Source organism: Micromonospora sp. NPDC048842, from assembly GCF_040649935.1.
Classification (GTDB): domain Bacteria; phylum Actinomycetota; class Actinomycetes; order Mycobacteriales; family Micromonosporaceae; genus Micromonospora; species Micromonospora hortensis.
On the sequence record NZ_JBEZGK010000020.1, the window covers coordinates 91,522 to 108,659 of the forward strand.

General features: G+C 72.2%; 12 protein-coding genes and 1 riboswitch. Of the genes, 6 read left to right on the top strand and 6 right to left on the bottom strand.

Features of this window, described 5'->3' with window-relative positions:
* Positions 1-19: 19 nt before the first annotated feature.
* Positions 20-1,612 carry a type VII secretion protein EccB gene (eccB, locus tag AB0C19_RS24885; protein WP_357189138.1) on the bottom strand — a complete coding sequence of 531 codons (1,593 nt, stop codon included), beginning with the start codon at positions 1,610-1,612 and terminating at the stop codon, positions 20-22.
* 163 nt (positions 1,613-1,775) lie between these two features.
* Here eccB and AB0C19_RS24890 point away from each other — a divergent pair, with 163 nt between their 5' ends.
* A complete protein-coding gene (locus AB0C19_RS24890) occupies positions 1,776-2,963 on the top strand; it encodes a type VII secretion protein EccE (RefSeq protein ID WP_357189140.1) in 1,188 nt (395 codons plus the stop codon).
* A 19-nt stretch (positions 2,964-2,982) separates the two neighbouring features.
* On the opposite strand, the gene eccD is transcribed toward AB0C19_RS24890, so the two are convergent.
* Entirely contained in the window at positions 2,983-4,380 is a 1,398-nt protein-coding gene (eccD, locus tag AB0C19_RS24895) for a type VII secretion integral membrane protein EccD (protein WP_357189142.1), read from the bottom strand.
* A gap of 166 nt (positions 4,381-4,546) precedes the next feature.
* Between eccD and eccCa the strand changes: the two genes are divergently transcribed.
* The 3 genes from eccCa (at position 4,547) to AB0C19_RS24910 (ending at position 9,330) form a co-directional block, all read left to right on the top strand.
* Positions 4,547-8,512: a type VII secretion protein EccCa gene (gene eccCa, locus AB0C19_RS24900; protein WP_357189144.1), complete on the top strand. Its 3,966-nt coding sequence runs from the start codon at positions 4,547-4,549 to the stop codon at positions 8,510-8,512.
* 205 nt (positions 8,513-8,717) lie between these two features.
* Positions 8,718-9,026 carry a WXG100 family type VII secretion target gene (locus AB0C19_RS24905; protein WP_030329557.1) on the top strand — a complete coding sequence of 103 codons (309 nt, stop codon included), beginning with the start codon at positions 8,718-8,720 and terminating at the stop codon, positions 9,024-9,026.
* A 25-nt stretch (positions 9,027-9,051) separates the two neighbouring features.
* Positions 9,052-9,330: a WXG100 family type VII secretion target gene (locus AB0C19_RS24910; RefSeq protein ID WP_030329555.1), complete on the top strand. Its 279-nt coding sequence runs from the start codon at positions 9,052-9,054 to the stop codon at positions 9,328-9,330.
* A gap of 86 nt (positions 9,331-9,416) precedes the next feature.
* Here the strand turns inward: AB0C19_RS24910 and mycP are convergent, their stop codons facing one another.
* The gene (gene mycP, locus AB0C19_RS24915) at positions 9,417-10,646 is read right to left on the bottom strand and encodes a type VII secretion-associated serine protease mycosin (RefSeq protein ID WP_357189147.1); all 1,230 of its coding nucleotides are present in this window, start codon (positions 10,644-10,646) and stop codon (positions 9,417-9,419) included.
* Positions 10,647-10,696: 50 nt separating this feature from the next.
* On the bottom strand, positions 10,697-11,032 hold the full coding sequence (locus AB0C19_RS24920) for a MarR family winged helix-turn-helix transcriptional regulator (RefSeq protein ID WP_266303812.1): 336 nt from the start codon (positions 11,030-11,032) through the stop codon (positions 10,697-10,699).
* A gap of 227 nt (positions 11,033-11,259) precedes the next feature.
* Here AB0C19_RS24920 and AB0C19_RS24925 point away from each other — a divergent pair, with 227 nt between their 5' ends.
* Positions 11,260-11,997, top strand: coding sequence for a carbonic anhydrase (locus AB0C19_RS24925; protein WP_357189149.1), 738 nt, complete (start codon positions 11,260-11,262; stop codon positions 11,995-11,997).
* A gap of 56 nt (positions 11,998-12,053) precedes the next feature.
* Here AB0C19_RS24925 and AB0C19_RS24930 read toward each other — a convergent pair whose 3' ends face one another.
* The gene (locus tag AB0C19_RS24930) at positions 12,054-13,073 is read right to left on the bottom strand and encodes a hypothetical protein (RefSeq protein ID WP_357189151.1); all 1,020 of its coding nucleotides are present in this window, start codon (positions 13,071-13,073) and stop codon (positions 12,054-12,056) included.
* Positions 13,074-13,077: 4 nt separating this feature from the next.
* A riboswitch (cyclic di-AMP (ydaO/yuaA leader) is annotated at positions 13,078-13,208 on the bottom strand.
* Between the two features lie 166 nt (positions 13,209-13,374).
* Positions 13,375-14,745, bottom strand: coding sequence for a YibE/F family protein (locus AB0C19_RS24935; RefSeq protein ID WP_357189153.1), 1,371 nt, complete (start codon positions 14,743-14,745; stop codon positions 13,375-13,377).
* Between the two features lie 362 nt (positions 14,746-15,107).
* Here AB0C19_RS24935 and AB0C19_RS24940 point away from each other — a divergent pair, with 362 nt between their 5' ends.
* Positions 15,108-17,135 (top strand): heavy metal translocating P-type ATPase, encoded by a 2,028-nt coding sequence (locus AB0C19_RS24940; RefSeq protein WP_357189155.1) that lies wholly within the window; start codon positions 15,108-15,110, stop codon positions 17,133-17,135.
* The last annotated feature ends 3 nt before the right edge of the window (positions 17,136-17,138 follow it).

Here is a 17,138-nt window from a genome sequence, read left to right on the forward strand (position 1 = left end):
GGCGACCCGTCGAAGCCGCTCAGCCGTCGGCGCCGGTCGATCCCGTTGACCCCCCGCCGGTTCCGCCGCTCGACGGGGTGCCACTGGCCGACCCCGACGGTGTCGACCCCGACGGTGGCGCCGCGGACGGCGTGCCCGAGGGCGGCACCGCGGATGGTGAGCCCGACCTCGGCGCGGCCGACGGTGGTGCGGACGGCGCCGGCCCGTCGGCAGTGAAGACGGCGAACGCGTCCTCGCGGTCCAGAGTCGGCCCGGTCGGGATCAGTGCGAGCAGCGAGCCGGGCACCGCCAGCGGGGTGATCCCGCCGTAGCCGAGCACGTCCAGCGTCGCCGCCGAGCCGAGCGGATACCGGATGCCCTGCGGGCTGATCAGGTAGATCGTCGACCCGGCGGCGCCGGACCCGCTGGTCCCGGCACCGGGTGAGGCCTGCGCGATGACACCCTTGCCGCCGGGCAGCAGCACCGCCTCGGCGGTGCGTACGGCGTCGCGCCTGGTCTGGCGCACGGGCACCAGGCCCGGATCGCTGTCGGTCAACTCGGTCGGCACCCGGTCGAAGACCTCCAGTGTGGTGGTCGGCGGACCGCCCGCGATGCCCTTGCGGTACGTCGCGCACAGCGTGGTCTGACCGGGCTGGGCCGGGTAGAGGGCGGGCATCGTCGGGGGCACACCCTCCTCCTCGATCCGCCGCTCCTCGAACGCCTCGCTGGCCTGGTTCGGTGTGATGTCGGTGATCCGACCGCCGTTGCTGACGAGCAGCAGAGCGGTGATCTCACTGATCGAGACGAGAGCGTCCCGGGTCAGCACGTAGTGCCGCCCGGCGGCCTTGAACACCGAACCGACGTCGTGCGTCTGCCCGGCCACCGTGCGACTGCTGGGCTCGCCCTCACCGGGCAGCGACGGCCGGCGTAGCGGTGGCCCGGCCGGCACGGCGTTGAGCAGTTGCTGCCCGACCTGGAGTCGCTCGGTGCCGGCCATCCGCAGCGCCGTGATCGTGCGGGACGGATCGAGCAGTTGGAGTCGGGTGTTGTTGGTGACCAGGTACCGCTGGTCGTTCACCGAGACCAGCACCGCCCGGTCACCCAGCGGCGTGCCGCCGGGCAGCGCGCGATCGATCACCAGCCGGGTGCTGGACCGCTGCCTGTCGACCGGGTCGGGTACGTCGCAGACCGACCACGGCAGCCCGGTCAGCGACTTGCGGTCCGGCAGAGCGTCCGGTGCCCCGACGATGCCGACGGTGACGCCGCGGGGCCGGTCCCGCAGCGACGCCTGGGACATCGTCCGCACCTGGGCACTCGCGTCGTTCACGATGAGGCGCGCCGAGGTGTAGTTGAGCGTCGGGTGCAGCTTGCCCTCGATGAACACGTACGTCGCGCCGGTCTCCCGTTCGATGACCAGGGTCTGGTCGTCCAGCGGCGCCGCGCCACCTGTCAACTGGCCGTAGGCACCCACCCCGCCGAGCACGATGGCGGCGGTGAGGACACTGCCGAAGACGGCCATGCCGAGACGTCGCATCGGCAGGTTGGTGGTCTCCGGATCGCCCGACAGCAAGGCGGAGACGATGCGGCGGGTGACGAAGCGGTACGCCTGCACCTGATCGCGGCGGGTCCGCATGACTTACCTCCGGCGGGGTGGATCCGCGACGATCAGGGTCGGGGTGCCGTCGCGGACTTCCCTACGATAAGGGGCCGACGGTGGTTCCTTGGGACCGCCGCTCGTGGCCGGCACCGGAGGAGACCCGGCGCAGAGTCGTACCGTCCAGGAGGGACAGTCAGCGATGACGCAGGTTCAGGCGCCACCCGTCCGAGCGGTCACGGACCCTGTCGACGTTCCGACCCGGCCGGCGCCCCCGGCCGAGCGGCCCGGCCGTGGGCGGGTGGGCCCCGTGCTGGTCGGGCAGCTCGTCGTACTGGAGTTGTGCGTGGTCGGCGTCTGGGCCGCCACGGCCGGGCCCAGCTGGGTGCTCGCCGCGGCGGGCGCCGCGGCGCTGCTGGTCGCCCTGGCGGCCTTCGCCCGTCGGGGTGGTCGCTGGTGGTTCGAGGACCTGCTGCTGCGCCGGCGGTTGCGGCGACGCGGCGAGCGGGCGTCGGCTGCGCTGGCCAGCGGTACGGCGACCGACCCGAGGTTGGCTGCGCTCGCTCCTGAGCTGAGCGTCATCGAGCTGACCGACCGAGGCACCCGGCTCGGCATCGGGCGTGACGACCAGGGCTGGTTCGCCGCGGTCGCCCTGCAGTCCGCGACCGGTGCGGCGGTCGGCTCCGTCGACGCCGCCGCTGTGGACCGCGCGCTGCGGGTGCTCGCGGATTTCAGCGCCCCGGTCTCCCGGGCCCAGGTCGTCGCGCACACGTTGGTCTGGTACCCGGCACCCGGTGCGCCGCCGGCTGCCCACCGGACCGTGTGGGTGGCGGTGCGGCTCACCGTCCGGGACGCCCGGGTCGAGGCGGTGAGCCGGGGCGGCGGGTTGACCGGCGTCCATCGGACGGTGGCGGCCGGGATCGGCCGGCTCGGCAAGGCGCTGACCTCGGCGGGGCTGGCCCATCGCCCGCTGGGCCGGGAGGAGCTACGCGCGGCCATCGTCTCGGCCGCCGGTCTGGACCTGGTGCCCGAGGCGCCGGCGGAGAGTTGGCGTGGGTTGCGGGGCGGCGGCTGGACGCACCGCTGCATGGCGCTGCGGGGCCGCTTCGACGCGCCGCTCGGTCCGCTGGTGGACGCGATCACCGCGACCTCGGCGCCGTCGCACACGGTGGCCGTGACCGTCTCGTCGGACGGTCGGGTGGCGGCACCGCTGCTGCGGGTCGCGGCGATGGACAACCACGTCGAGGCCCTGGTCAAGGTGGTTCGTGAGGTCGCCGACCGGGTGGGCGCGTCCACCCGGCCGATGGACGGTCAGCATGCTCCGGGCGTCTACGCGACCGCTCCGGTCGCATCGGCGATGGGCGTCGCCACCGGTCCGCGGTCGCGCTGACCGGGCCGGCGGCGCACGGTCAGGGTCGGAGGTTGACGATCCAGCCGTAGAGGCCGCAGACCCAGAAGGCGAGCGGCACCAGCGAGATGATGAGCAGGATCTCGGCGATGTCGAGCAGGCGGCCCCAGACCGGCGAGATGCGCTTGCCGGCGACGGTCAGACCGTAGATCAGGCTGATCACCGCAGCGAGCACCAGACCGCCCAGGATCAGGCCGAGCCGGACCGGCAGCGACCCACCGGCGAAGGTGGTCGCGGCGGCCAGGCCCAGACCCACGGTGCCGGCCAGCAGCACCGGGGTGCGCTGGGCCCGGCCCAGGAGGGGGCGGGCCCGCAGCAGCGCCAGCAGGGCCAGCACCAGGCACAGCAGCACCGCGGGCAGGCGGCCGTCCAGGGCCAGTACGAGTTGTGCGCCCAGCACCAGCAGCGAGACCGTCCACAGCAGACCGGTGAGGAACTGGTCGGCGCGCTCACTCTGCTGGAGCACCTGCCGGCCGTCCACCGACTCGCTGTCGGTCTTCAGGTCCTCCGGGCCGGTCGGAATCGACGGCACCGGCAGTCGGGCCAGCCGGTAGGCCATCATCGGCAGCGCCGGCACCACGCCGAACGCGACAGCCGCGACCACCGCGGCGGAGGCCGCCGCGTCCAGGCCGAGGGCCAGGCAGAGCACAGCGCCCAGGCCGGTCGCTGCCGCGACACCGATCGCCGCGAAGAAGAGGGGGTACCGGTCGCCGACAGCCAGCACTGCCACCGCGCCGGCCACCACCGCGGCGGTCGCCGCGAGAAGGACATGCGGACTGGCCAGGTCGGTCAACGATCGATCGCCGGCGAGCAGTAGCAGGCCGCCGGTGGCCGCGTGCACCAGACCGACCAGGGCCAGCACCGCGCCGATGCCGCTGTCACCGGCGGCCCTGGACAGCACCGCCGCGCCCACCAGCAGCGCCACCGCGACCAGCAGCGCGGCCAGCGCGCCGGGCAGGTGCGGCGGACCTGCGAAGAGGGCTGCCAGCGCGCCGGCGCCGAACGCCGCCGCCGCGAAGACCACAGCGAAGGAGCGGGTCGCGCCTACCTGCCACGCGCCGGGGCGCTGGTTGGTAGCGGTGGCGACCGCGTCCACCACGTCGTCGAAGACGATCTCCGGCGCCGCGTCGGACCGGGGGTTGAAGTAGAGCACCTCACCGTCGCGGACGCTGAGCTGCGCCGCGGTACGACCACCGTCGAGGGGCGCGCCGCCCAATCGGGACAGTGCCCATCCGCCGTGCCGCGCACCCTCGTCGGCCATGTCCTCACCGGCATAGCGCAGCAGGGTGGGGAGCAGGTCGGCCAACGGCACGTCCGACGGCAGCGCCAGATCCATCCGGGTACGCGGAGCCACGATGGTGATCCGGCTGAGACCACCGGTCGCCGTCTTCGTCGCCACAGTGGCCTCCAGGTGTGCGTCTGTGATCGGCTGACTGGAATGCTGCGGTCCGGGTCCACCGCGCACACGGCAGATTACCTACGATGACGGCACGTACGATGCCCACCCGCGGGCGGTGTTCCGCGGGCGGCACGTCATCAGGGCCGCTTCTGGGGAGGAGACAGCCGTGAGCACTGTGGTGTTCCGCCGGCTCACGCGTCAGCCGGGGCCGGCCTTACCGCGCGGCGAGGTGCTGCTGGAATCGCCTCCCGAGCTGCCCGAGCCGACGCCCCGCGGGATGGGGCAGCTGCTCATGATCCTGCCGATGTTCTGTGGGGTCGGCGCCATGGCGTTCCTCTACGCCGGCAAGGGCGGCGGCATGATGACCTACGTCGCCGGTGGTCTGTTCGGTGTCTCGATGCTCGGCATGGCGATCGGCTCGCTGGCCAACAGCGGTGGCAAGGACAAGGCGGAGCTGAACGCCGATCGCCGCGACTACATGCGCTACCTGGCGCAGATGCGCAAGCGCACCCGGCGTGCCGCCGAGCAGCAGCGGGCCGCGATGGCCTGGCGGCACCCGGAGCCCGACGCGCTCTGGTCGATCGCCGCGTCCCGGCGACTCTGGGAGCGGCGGATCACCGAGGACGACTTCGGCGAGACCCGGATCGCCCTCGGCCCGCAGCGCCTTGCCGTGGAGATCGTCCCACCGGAGACGAAGCCGGTGGAGGACCTGGAGCCGATGAGCGCCATCGCGCTTCGCCGGTTCGTCCGGGCACACTCCACGGTGCCGGACCTGCCGACGGCGCTGTCGGTGCGCGCGTTCAGCCGGGTGGTGCTGCGCGGCGACCGTGAGCCGGTGCTCGACCTGACCCGGGCGGCGCTGGGGCAGCTGGCCACCTTCCACGCACCTGACGATTTGGTGATCGCGGTGGTCGCCGCACCCGACCGGCAGTCGTCCTGGGGCTGGGTGAAGTGGCTGCCACACGCCCACCACAGCGGTCGTACGGACGCGGCCGGCGCGCGCCGGCTGGTCTTCGCCAGCCTGGCCGAGGCCGAGGCCTCGCTCGTCGCCGAGCTGGCCGGGCGGCCTCGGTTCGCGCCGGAGGCCAAGCCTCTGACCACCGCCCCGCACCTGGTCGTGGTGATCGACGGCGGGGAGATCTCGCCGACCTGTCAGCTGGTTGGCCCGGGGCTGCTCGGCGCCACAGTGATCGACCTCTCCGGGACTGTGCCGCGCGACGCCGGCCGCTGGCTGCTCTGCCTCGACGTGAACGACGGAGGCTCACTCGACCTGGTCCGGGGCAGTTCGTCGTCGACGCTGGGCCGGCCCGACCGGCTCAGCGCCGAGGCCGCCGAGGGGCTGGCCCGACAGATCGCCCCCTTCCGGCTCTCCCAGCAGCAGACCGGCGGCGACGAGCCGCTGGCCCGCAGCACGGAGCTGCCGGATCTGCTCGGCGTCGGTGACGCCGCGGCGGTGGACGTGCAGAACACCTGGCGCCCGCGTGGGCACCGCGACCGGCTGCGCATCCCGCTCGGCGTCGGCCCGGACGGCAACGTGGTCGAGCTCGACTTCAAGGAGTCGGCGCACGAGGGCATGGGCCCGCACGGTCTGGTGATCGGTGCGACCGGCTCCGGCAAGAGCGAGCTGCTGCGTACGGTGGTGGCCGCGTTGGCGGTGACCCACTCGTCGGAGGAACTGAACTTCGTCCTGGTCGACTTCAAGGGCGGCGCGACCTTCGCCTCGCTGGAGGCGCTGCCGCACACCAGCGCGGTGATCACCAACCTGGCGGACGAGCTGCCACTTGTCGACCGGATGCGCGACGCGCTCGCCGGCGAGATGGTGCGCCGGCAGGAGCTGCTGCGGGCGGCCGGCAACTACGTCTCCCGCTTCGAGTACGAGAAGGCGCGCTCGGCCGGTGAGCCGCTGGCGCCGATGCCCAGCCTGCTGATCATCTGTGACGAGTTCAGCGAGCTGCTCGCCGCCAAACCGGACTTCATCGACCTGTTCGTGATGATCGGCCGGTTGGGTCGGTCCCTCGGCGTGCACCTGCTGCTGGCCAGCCAGCGCCTCGAGGAGGGCAAGCTGCGGGGCCTCGACACGCACCTGTCGTACCGGATCGGTCTGCGGACGTTCTCCGCCGTGGAGAGCCGGATCGTGCTCGGCGTACCGGACGCGTACGAGCTGCCGAACGCGCCGGGCCACGGCTACCTGAAGACGGACACCAGCACCATGCTGCGGTTCCGGGCCGCGTACGTGTCGGGGGCGTACCGGGCGCCGGGGCAGCAGGCCTCCGCCTCGCAGGCGCTGGTGCAGCGCCGGATCGTGCCGTACGGTCTCGATTTCGTTCCGGTGCAGGTCCCGCAGGTGCCGGTTGCCACCGCTCCGGAGCCGGAGCAGCCGGCCGACGGCAAGGCCGTGGCGATGCTCGACGTGCTGATCGACCAGCTCAAGGGCCGGGGCCGCCCGGCCCACCAGGTGTGGCTGCCGCCGCTGGCCGACCCGCCGGGCCTGGGTGAGCTGCTCGGCCCGCTGGCGGTCGACCCGACCTACGGGCTGTGCACCGCCTCCTGGCCCGGGCGCGGGCGACTGACAGTGCCGGTCGGCGTGGTTGACCGCCCCTACGAGCAGCGCCGGGACCCGATGATGGTGGAGCTGGCCGGGGCCGGCGGCAACGTGGTCATCGTCGGTCGGTCGATGAGTGGCAAGAGCACGATGCTGCGTACGCTGCTCGCCTCGCTGGCGCTCACGCACACGCCGCGGGAGGTGCAGTTCTTCTGTCTGGACTTCGGCGGGGGTGCGCTGCGCAGCATGGAGCGGTTGCCGCACCTGGCCGGGGTGGCGGGTCGGCGCGACGTCGAGGCGGTCCGCCGGACGGTGGCCGAGGTGGTCGCCGTCCTGGACGAGCGGGAGGCTCGTTTCGCCCAGCACGGCATCGACTCGGTGGCGAGTTACCGCCGTCGTCGTGCCGCCGGTGAGTTCGCGGACGACCCGTTCGGCGACGTGTTCCTGGTGGTGGACGGGTGGAACACACTGCGCCAGGAGTACGAGGAGCTGGAGCAGACAATCACCACGTTGGCCAACCGGGGCCTCGGCTTCGGTGTGCACGTGGTGCTGACCGCCGTACGGTGGGCGGAGATCCGGATCAACATGCGGGATCTGCTCGGCACCAAGTTGGAGCTGCGCCTCGGCGACGCGTCCGAGTCCGAGATCGACCGTCGGGCGGCGAACAATGTGCCGGAGAAGTCGCCCGGTCGCGGCCTGACCCGGGACAAGCTGCACTTCCTCACCGCCATCTCGCGGATCGACGGTCGTCGCGACATCGACGATCTGAGCGAGGCCTCGCTGTCCCTGGCCGGGCACGTGGCGGCGAACTGGCCGGGTCGTCCGGCGCCGAAGGTGCGGTTGCTGCCGCGCCGGCTGCCGGTGGCGGAGCTGGCCCGGATCATCGACCGGTCGGCACCCGGCCTCCCGGTCGGTGTCAACGAGTCGGCACTCGCGCCGGTCTACCTGGACCTGGCCAACGAGCCGCACCTGACGGTCTTCGGTGACGCGGAGTGCGGCAAGACCAATCTGCTGCGCCTGATCGCCAGGGGGATCACCGAGCGGTACACGCCGGCGCAGGCCCGGCTGGTGATCGCCGACTACCGGCGTGGCCTGCTGGGGGCGGTGGAGGGTGACCACCTGCTCGACTACGCCCCGTCGAACCAGGCGTTCGCCCAGGGGCTCGGGTCGATCCGCAGTGCGCTGTCCAACCGACTGCCCGGCCCGGACGTGACGACCGCCCAGCTCCGTGATCGGAGCTGGTGGAAGGGTCCGGACCTGTACATCCTGGTGGACGACTACGACCTGGTGGCCTCTGGCGGTAGCAACCCGCTGAGCGCCCTCCACGAGCTGTTGCCACAGGCCCGCGACATCGGTCTGCACCTGATCGTCACGCGCCGGGTCGGTGGTGTCTCCAGGGCGCTGTACGAGCCGGTGCTGCAACGGCTGCGCGAGTTGGACTCGCCGGGCCTGCTGATGTCCGGAAACCGGGAGGAGGGCGCGGTCTTCGGCACGTTGCGGCCGAGCCCGCAGCCGCCCGGCCGGGGCACCCTGGTTCGCCGTCGTGATGGCCAGCAGCTGATTCAGACCGCCTGGTCCGAGCCGACCTGAGCGCTGTCGGTCGTTCGGTAGGGGGTGGTGAGCCGTTCCGGTCCGATTCACCACCATCCATCGAACGTCACCGGTCAGGGCTGCGAGGGCTGGACACGTTCCGCTACGGTCTTCACAGGAGTGTCCGTCGGTGGGGTGTTGCTGCCTTGCCGCGGGGGAGGGGTGCGGCGAAGCCGCCACCACAACAGACGGAAGGGTGTGAAGCATGGCGTTCGAGGTCGAAGCTGCGACTCTGCATACCGCCGCGAGTGACGTGCGGTCCACGCGCAGCGAGGTCGACGGCGAGCTGAAGAAGCTGTGGAACGTCGTCGATGACCTGGCCATCGCGTGGAAGGGTCAGGCGTCCACGGGCTTCCAGTCGCTGATGACGCGCTGGAACGAGGACACCGTCAAACTGCTGACGGCGATGGACAGCATCGCTGACCTGCTCGACAAGTCGGGTACGACGCACCAGGTCAACGACGAAGAGCAGCAGCAGATGCTGGACAAGTTCCACTCTGCTCTCAACCCGTGATCCGTAGCCGGCAGAGGAGGAAATCGTGACGATCAAAGTTGACTATGCGGTCCTCGAGAGCAGCAACCAGCAGATGCAGGCCATCTCGAAGACCCTCGAGGAAAAGCTTGACACGCTGCGGTCGATGCTGACCAAGCTGCACTGGGACGGCGAGGACCGGGTTGCCTACGAGCAGCACCAGGCGAAGTGGGACGCGGCGGTCCGGGACATCAACCGGATCCTGAACGAGATCGGCGGTGCCGTGGGCATCGCCCGCGAAAACTACCTCACCACGGAGATGAGCAACTCCAAGGTGTGGAGCTGAGGCATTCGCACGAGCGGCTCCGGTCCGGTTCGCCCGGCCCGGAGCCGCTTTGTGTTGGGCGTCGGCGCTGGGCTGCGGTGTGCCGCTCAGTCGGCGGTTGGCGCGTCGGTGCGTCGGCCGGGGCGCCAGTCGCGTCGGCGGCCGAGGGCCATGATCGGTCGCGCTACCAGCAGCAACACGGCGAGTAGCCCGCCGATGACCGCCGCCCAGATCGCGGCGGGGCGCTGCCAGCTCAGCGGGTCGTCCCGCACGGCGGGCGCCGGGAGCGCGCCGGCCGGCGGGTTCGCCCTGGTGCCGAGCAGGCTCGACACTGCCCGGTACGGGTTGACCATCCCGTACCCGATGTCGGCGTTCTGACCCTCGGGTGGGTTGTCCGCGGTACGTTTCACCCGATCCGCGACCTGCTGCGGGTCGAGACTCGGGTAGGCGGCCCGGACCAGCGCGGCCACTCCCGACACGTACGCGGCGGCGTAGCTGGTGCCGCCCTCCGGCACGGTGCGGTAGCCGCTGTTTCCGGGCGCCGGCCCGACGATGTTCATCCCGGGTGCGGCGATGTCGACGTAGTCGCCGCTGATCGAGGTGCCGACGTGGCCGCCCTGCTCGTCCACACCGCCCACCGCGATCACGCCGGGGTACGCGGCCGGGTAACCCGGCAGGTTCTGCGAATCTTCCGACCGGTTGCCCGCGGCGGCGACCAGCACCACCCCCTTGGCCAGCGCGCGCTCGACGGCCTCCGTCAGTTCGGGGCGGGGGATCGTGGTCAGGGACAGGTTGATCACGTCGGCGCCCTGCGCGACCGCCCAGTCGATGGCCGCGGCGATCTGCGCGGGGAGTTGCGGGTTGTTGACCGCGCCGAGCTGCGGCAGAACCCGGATCGGCAGGATGCGGGCGGCCGGGGCGATGCCGCTGAAGGGGACGACAGTGCCCTCCCGGCCCGCGATGATGCCGGCGATCAGCGTGCCGTGCCCGGCCTCGTCGCACTGGCCCTGCCGGGCCGGCAGGCCGTTGAAGTCGCGACCCTCGAGCACCTGCCCCTTGAGGAGCGGGTGGGCGGCGGAGACTCCGGAGTCGATCACGGCAACCGTGATCCCGGCGCCCCGGGACAGCGGCCAGGCCGAGGACGGCTCCAGCCGGCGCAGCGCCCACGGCATCTGGGTCAGGCTGTCGGTGCCGGTGGGACCGCAGAGGGGCGGCGCGGCGGTCGCGGGGGAGGGTGCCACCAGGCCGGCGCCGAGCAGGACCGCCAGCGTTCCACTGAGGACGCCGCGAAGGGCACGGCGGGACGGGGTCGCGCTCAACGGCGGGCATTCGCGCACCCGCAAAGGTTACCGCCGTGACCGTCGGTCAGCGGCCCCGGTGACCGGGGTCAGGCCCGGGGCTCCGCCTTCGCTGTGGGAACGTCGGCGAACAGCGCGAGCAGGTCGCCGACCTGCCGGTCGGCCTCGGCGGGGTGCCGGAACCGGCCGGCCGGGTTGAGGGTGTATTCGTTGCGGCGCCCGACCCTGGTGCGGTGCAGGTAACCGCCTGCCTCCAGGTCGGCGACGATCGCCTGCGCGGCCCGTTCGGTCACCCCGACCTCGGCCGCGACGTCGCGTAGCCGGGCGGTCGGGTCGCGGGCGATGGCCAGCAGCACGTGCCCGTGGTTGGTGAGGAACGTCCAGTTCCGCCCGCCGCCGGTGTCGTCCGTCACCGTGCTCGCCATCGTGTGACCGCCTTTCCGGATGTCCGCCTGCCCTCGCGAGAGTCTGGTCCGCGCTGCCCTGGGAAGGTTGCCCAGGGGGTGGCCGGAGTCAACGTATGAAATCTAAATCACGCATACCTTGACGCATCTTACGGTGCGTGTGACGGTGGAGCACGAGCCAGCGCCCGCCCGCCCGGCCGGCGGAAAGCCGGCTTGACCAGGCCAGATGCGTCGAGACGAGGTGCGGGATGAGTCATACCGGGAGCTCCGGAGGTCAGCCGGGTCCGCAGCGGACCACCGACCGGGCCACCGCGCTCAGCGAGCCGACCCGGGCGTACGCCGAGCTGGTCGCCGGCAACCGGCGCTTCGTCGATGGCGCCCCACGCCACCCCAACCAGGATGCCGGGCACCGGGCCGCCGTGGCCGACGGGCAACACCCGTTCGCGGTGATCGTCGGCTGTTCCGACTCGCGGCTCGCTGCCGAGATCATCTTCGACCGGGGTCTGGGCGACCTGTTCGTGGTTCGCACCGCCGGGCACACCGCCGGCCCCGAGGTGCTCGGCAGCGTCGAGTACGCGGTGACAGTGCTCGGCACCCCGCTGGTGGTGGTGCTTGGCCACGACTCGTGCGGTGCGGTGCAGGCCGCCCGGGAGTCCGCCGCGACCGGAACCGCGCCGAGCGGTCATCTGCGCGCTGTGGTCGACGCCGTGCTGCCCAGCCTGCGCCGCGCCGAGGCCGAGGGCGTGGACGACATCGACGGCATCGTCGACATCCACATCGCCCAGACCGTCGAGACGTTGCTCGGGCAGTCTCCCGTGCTGGCCGACGAGGTGGCGCGGGGGCGGTGCGCGGTGGTGGGGGTGTCCTACCGGCTGGCCGCCGGAGCGGTGCGCCCGGTGGCCGCCGTGCCAGCCGGCTTCGCGACGTTGGCGACAGCGGCCGGATCGCCCGAGTCGACCGACCCGGCCGCGCCTGCCACAGTCTGACGCGACGAGGGCCGCTCCGCGTCACGCGGAACGGCCCTCGACGGGAATCGTGCGGGTCAGAGCAGCGACATGTGGACGTGGTCGGTGTGGTTCGACGGCCCGCTGTACGAACTCCAGCCGGTGGCCGGGAACCAGATCTGCCGGTTCCAGATCACGTAGTAGATGCCGAGCCGGTCGGCGTTACGGATGAGGAACGCGGCGACGTTGTTGCCGTACGTCCGGGTGTCGTTGTTGTGCCACGGGGAGAACCCGCTCTTCTGTAGCGACCAGTCGCAGGCGCGGCCCTTCGGGTGCTCCCACGGCCCACCGGGGCGGTAGCAGCCGACGAACCGGTTGAAGCCGGCCGCCTTGACCTCCTTGTACGCGTGCAGCGTGCGCGGCGTGACGCAGCCGGACGTGGTGGGGTCCTTCTCGCTGCACGACTGCGGCTTCCAGTCACCGTCGGCCGTGCGACCCGGGCCGATCTTCGCGACCTTGGAGGTGGCGTCCACCAGGCCGCCGGTGAAGCCCTTCCCGCCCACGAGGGAGAGCGCCTTGTCGGCCTCGCTCTTGCGCTTCGCCATCAGGGCCGTCTGCTTCTGCTGCTCCCGAACCTCGGTGTCGAGGGCCAGCTTGGCCTGCTCGGCGCGGGCCTTCACCTCGTTGACCTCGGAGAGCTTCTTCTCGTTGACCATGTTCATCTCGTCGAGCAGCCCGGCGCGCTGGACGAACGAGTCGGGAGCGTCGCTCTCCAGCAGCATCGCGACCGCGCCGATCCGGCCGGTCCGGTACGCCTGGGCGGCGATCTGCCCGACCTGCGGGGCCAACGCGTCCAGGTCGGCCTTGGCCCGGTTGACCTCCGCGGCCAACTCGCCCTGCCGCTTCTTGGATTTGTCCAGCTTGGACTTTGCGGCGGAGTAGTCGCGGTTGGCCTGCTCGATGACGTCGTTGAGCAGCTTGGGCTCGCCGTCCTCCTCGTGCCCGGACGGTGTGGGGTTCGTCGGGGCGGCGTGCGCCGGCAGCGGCCCGGCGAGCACTGTCAGTGCGGCGATCACGGCCACCACGGGTGTCAACCAGCGGCGTAGGGGTGCCGTCACAATGTTCCCTTCCGTCGACCGCCGACCGGGTTAGCTGACGGGTTCGGGGCGGAAGTGGCCCCTACCGCTGACGCGGATTCACCCCAGGTACCTGGGTCCCCGGCTCGCCGGTTGGCGATTGGGCGGTGGCACCGCAGGCGCCGCTTCGCGCCTTCATCGGTGACCGGCAGCGAGGTTACCCGAGAGTCGACCGGCTGAGCTACGCCTGGATGCCGACCAAAAGCGTCATTTCGCCATTGCGTTGAGTGACCAGTGACGCGGTTCTCAGGGTGGATGCCCGATCTGGTCACGCTGAGGAGTGTCACCATGCCGTATCAGTGCTCCTGTTCGACTCCGGCCACCGGTCGGTGGCCTCGGATGGGGGTGCGGTCCGCGTCCGGTCCGGCTCGTCGGAGCCGGCCGTTCGCGGTGAGCTGAGTGCGGCCAGAGCCTCGCTGCGGTCCGGCTGGGGCCGGGGCGCGGGAGCGCCGGTGGACGGCGTGGCATCGCCGCGCCCGGCGGCGGTCACCACCGCTGCCAGCCCGGTGGTCAACGGCACGGCGGCGATCAGACCGAGGGTGGCGACCGCGCTGCGGACGATCTCCTGCGCGAGGAACTCACTGGTGAGGATCTGCCCGATCGGCCGCGAGTCGGCGGTCAGCAGGAGCAGCAGCGGCAGTGACGCGCCCGCGTACGCCAGCACGATGGTGTTGACAGTGGAGGCGATGTGCGCGCGGCCGACCCGGGTGGCGGCACGGTACAGCTGCAACCGGGACAGCCCGGGGTTGGCGTTCGCCAGTTCGGTGACGGTGGCTGCCTGAGTGACAGTCACGTCGTCGAGCACGCCGAGTGATCCGATGATGATCCCGGCGAGCAGCAGACCGTGCAGGTCCACGTCGCCCTGGAACATCGACAGGGTGGTGGCGTCCTCGCTGCCGAAGCCGGTGAGGTGGGTCGCGGCCGTGGCGATGGTGGCGAGCACGCCGGTCAGCACCAGGCTGCCCAGTGTGCCGAGCACCGCTACCGAGGTCTGTGCGGTGACCCCGTGGGTCAGATAGAGCACCACGAACATGATCAGGGCCGCGCCGACCACCGCCACCAGCAGCGGTGACCTGCCCGCGCTGATGCCCGGCAGCACGAAGGTGAGCAGGATGGCGAAGCTGGCGGCCAGCCCGGCGAGCGCGGCCAGACCTCGCCACCGGCCGAACGCGACGATCGCGGCCGCGAAGACCACCGCCAGCCACACCATCGGGGTGCCGCGTTGGTGCTCGGCGATGTTCCAGTTGCTGACGGCGGGATCGATCGGATCGGCCAGCTCGACCAGGACGACCTCGTCGCCGACCTCGACCCGGGGCGCGCCCGGCCCGTCCGGCACCGGTGTCCGTACCTGCTGGCCGGCGGTCGGCCCGTCGTCCACCCGGACGTCGACAGCGCCGCACCGCCCGTCGCCGACCCTTGGTGTGCCCTCCGGAACCGACGGCGCCGGCGGGCACGGCTCGCTCACCACCCGGGTGACAGTCCCGGGGTAGCGCGGCACGTCCGCACCACCATCGGTCTGTGGTGACCCGCCGCGAGGCCAGAGCAGCACCGCGGCCAGCACTGTGGCGACGAAGAGAGGTACCACAGTCACGACGAGGATCCGTCGCACCCGTGGTGGGGCGGACGGAGCGGGGTGAGTGTGGTCGGCGGCCAAGGCGAGACTCCCAACGATCCGGTGCGGGATACGGGTCAGCGGGCCGGGCGGTTCACCGTTGCGGTGGAAACGCGGCCGACGGCGGGGCGGATCGCTGCCTGACGACCGCTTGATCACAGACGGTCAGTGCTCGGCCCGGTCGGCCGGGGGCGACGCCACGACGTGGCGGCGCCGGTGCCCGACTGTGCGGCGGCATACGGAGAGCCATCGCGGGAGATGCTAGCCAGCCCTCCTGGGGGTTGCAGGTCGTGGCGGAGTGTCGGGCGGCCGAACCGCTCGCGTGGCGGTCTCCGGGGCGGCATGTTGGAGCCATGCCCGCTCCGTCACCGCCCGACCCCGATCGCCAGCGACGCGCCGGACCCATGCCGCACGAGAAACACGCCGGGCACGCCGCGCACGACAAGCACGCCGGGCACGATCCGGCGATGTTCCGCCGCCGGTTCTGGGTCTGCCTGGTGTTGACCATCCCGGTGGTGCTGACGAGTCGTCTCGTGTCGGATCAGCTGGGCCTGTCCGGGAACGACGTCCCCGGTCGGGCCTGGGTGGGGCCGGTGCTCGGCTCGGTGGTGTTCTGGTGGGGCGGTTGGCCGTTCCTGGTTGGTGCGGTTCGGGAGGTGCGGGACCGGGCGCCCGGGATGATGCTGCTGGTCGCGATGGCGATCACCGTCGCGTACGCCGCGTCGCTGGCGACCAGCGTCGGCGCCTTCGACCTGGACTTCTGGTGGGAGTTGGCCGCGCTGGTCACCATCATGCTGCTCGGGCACTGGCAGGAGATGAAGGCCATCGGGCAGGCCCGGGGAGCGCTGGCGGCGCTGGCCGCGCTGTTGCCGGACGACGCCGAACGGGTGGCGGCGGACGGGCGGGTCGAGGAGGTGCCGGTGACCGGTCTGCGGATCGGCGACGTGGTGCTGGTCCGGCCGGGGGGTCGGGTGCCGGCGGACGGCAGGGTCGTCGAGGGCCGCGCCGAGCTGGACGAGTCGATGATCACCGGGGAGTCACGGCCGGTCGCCCGGTCGACGGGCGACCGGGTGGTGGCCGGCACCGTCGCCACCGACTCGGCGATCCGGGTGCGCGTCGAGGCGTTGGGTGAGCAGACCGCCCTCGCTGGCATCCAGCGCATGGTCGCGCAGGCCCAGGCTTCCGGTGGGCGAGCCCAACTGTTGGCCGATCGGTTCGCGGCCGCGCTGTTCTACCTGGCCACCGGCACCGCCGTGCTGACGGTGCTGGTCTGGACCGCGCTCGGTCAGCCGGACGAGGCGGTGGTCCGTGCGGTCACCGTCCTGGTGATCGCCTGCCCGCACGCGCTGGGTCTCGCCATCCCGTTGGTCGTCGCGCTCTCCACGGCGCTCGCCGCTCGGTCCGGGATTCTGGTCAAGGACCGGTTGGCCCTGGAGCGGATGCGGACTGTCGGCGCGGTGCTCTTCGACAAGACCGGCACGCTGACCCGGGGCGAGCACGGGGTGACCGATCTGGTGACGGCGTCCGGCGTCGAGCGGGACGAGCTGCTGCGGATCGCGGCCGGTGTCGAGTCGGAGAGCGAACATCCGTTGGCCCGGGCGATAGTGGCGGCGGCAGGCCGGGCCGGCCCGGCCCGGGCGGCCGGGTTCCGGTCGTTGCCGGGCCGCGGTGTGCAGGCGACGATCGACGGTACGGAGTATGCGGTGGGCGGGCCGGCGCTGCTGCGCGAGCTGGGCCTTTCGGTCCCGGCGGAGCTGGAAGCGGCGACCGGGCGGTGGTCGGCGCGGGGTGCCGCGGTGTTGCACCTGGTGCGGCTACCGGACGCCGTGCTCGGTGCGTTCGCGTTGACCGACGAGGTGCGTCCGGAGGCCCGGCGTGCCGTCGACGAGCTGCGAGCCGAGGGTGTCCGCACCATCGCCATGATCACTGGTGACGCTCGGTCGGTGGCCGAGGCGGTCGCGGCCGACCTCGGCTTCCGACCTGGCGTCGACGAGGTCTTCGCCGAGGTGCTGCCGGCGGAGAAGGACGATCGGGTGGCCGAGCTGCAGCGGCGGGGGTTGGTGGTGGCGATGGTCGGTGACGGGGTGAACGACGCTCCGGCGCTGGCCCGGGCGGACGTGGGTATCGCGATCGGCGCGGGCACGGATGTGGCAATCGAGTCCGCCGGTGTGGTGTTGGCATCCTCGGACCCGCGTGGGGTGGCGGCCGTGGTCCGGCTGTCCCGGGCGTCGTACCGGAAGATGCGACAGAACCTGGCCTGGGCGGCCGGCTACAACGTGGTGGCGCTGCCGCTGGCCGCCGGGGTGCTGGCCTGGGCCGGCGTGGCGTTGAGCCCGGCGCTGGCCGCGGTGCTGATGTCGGCGTCCACCATCGTGGTGGCGCTCAACGCGCAGTTGCTGCGCCGGGTCCGTCTCGACCCCGCGCCGGACTGAGCG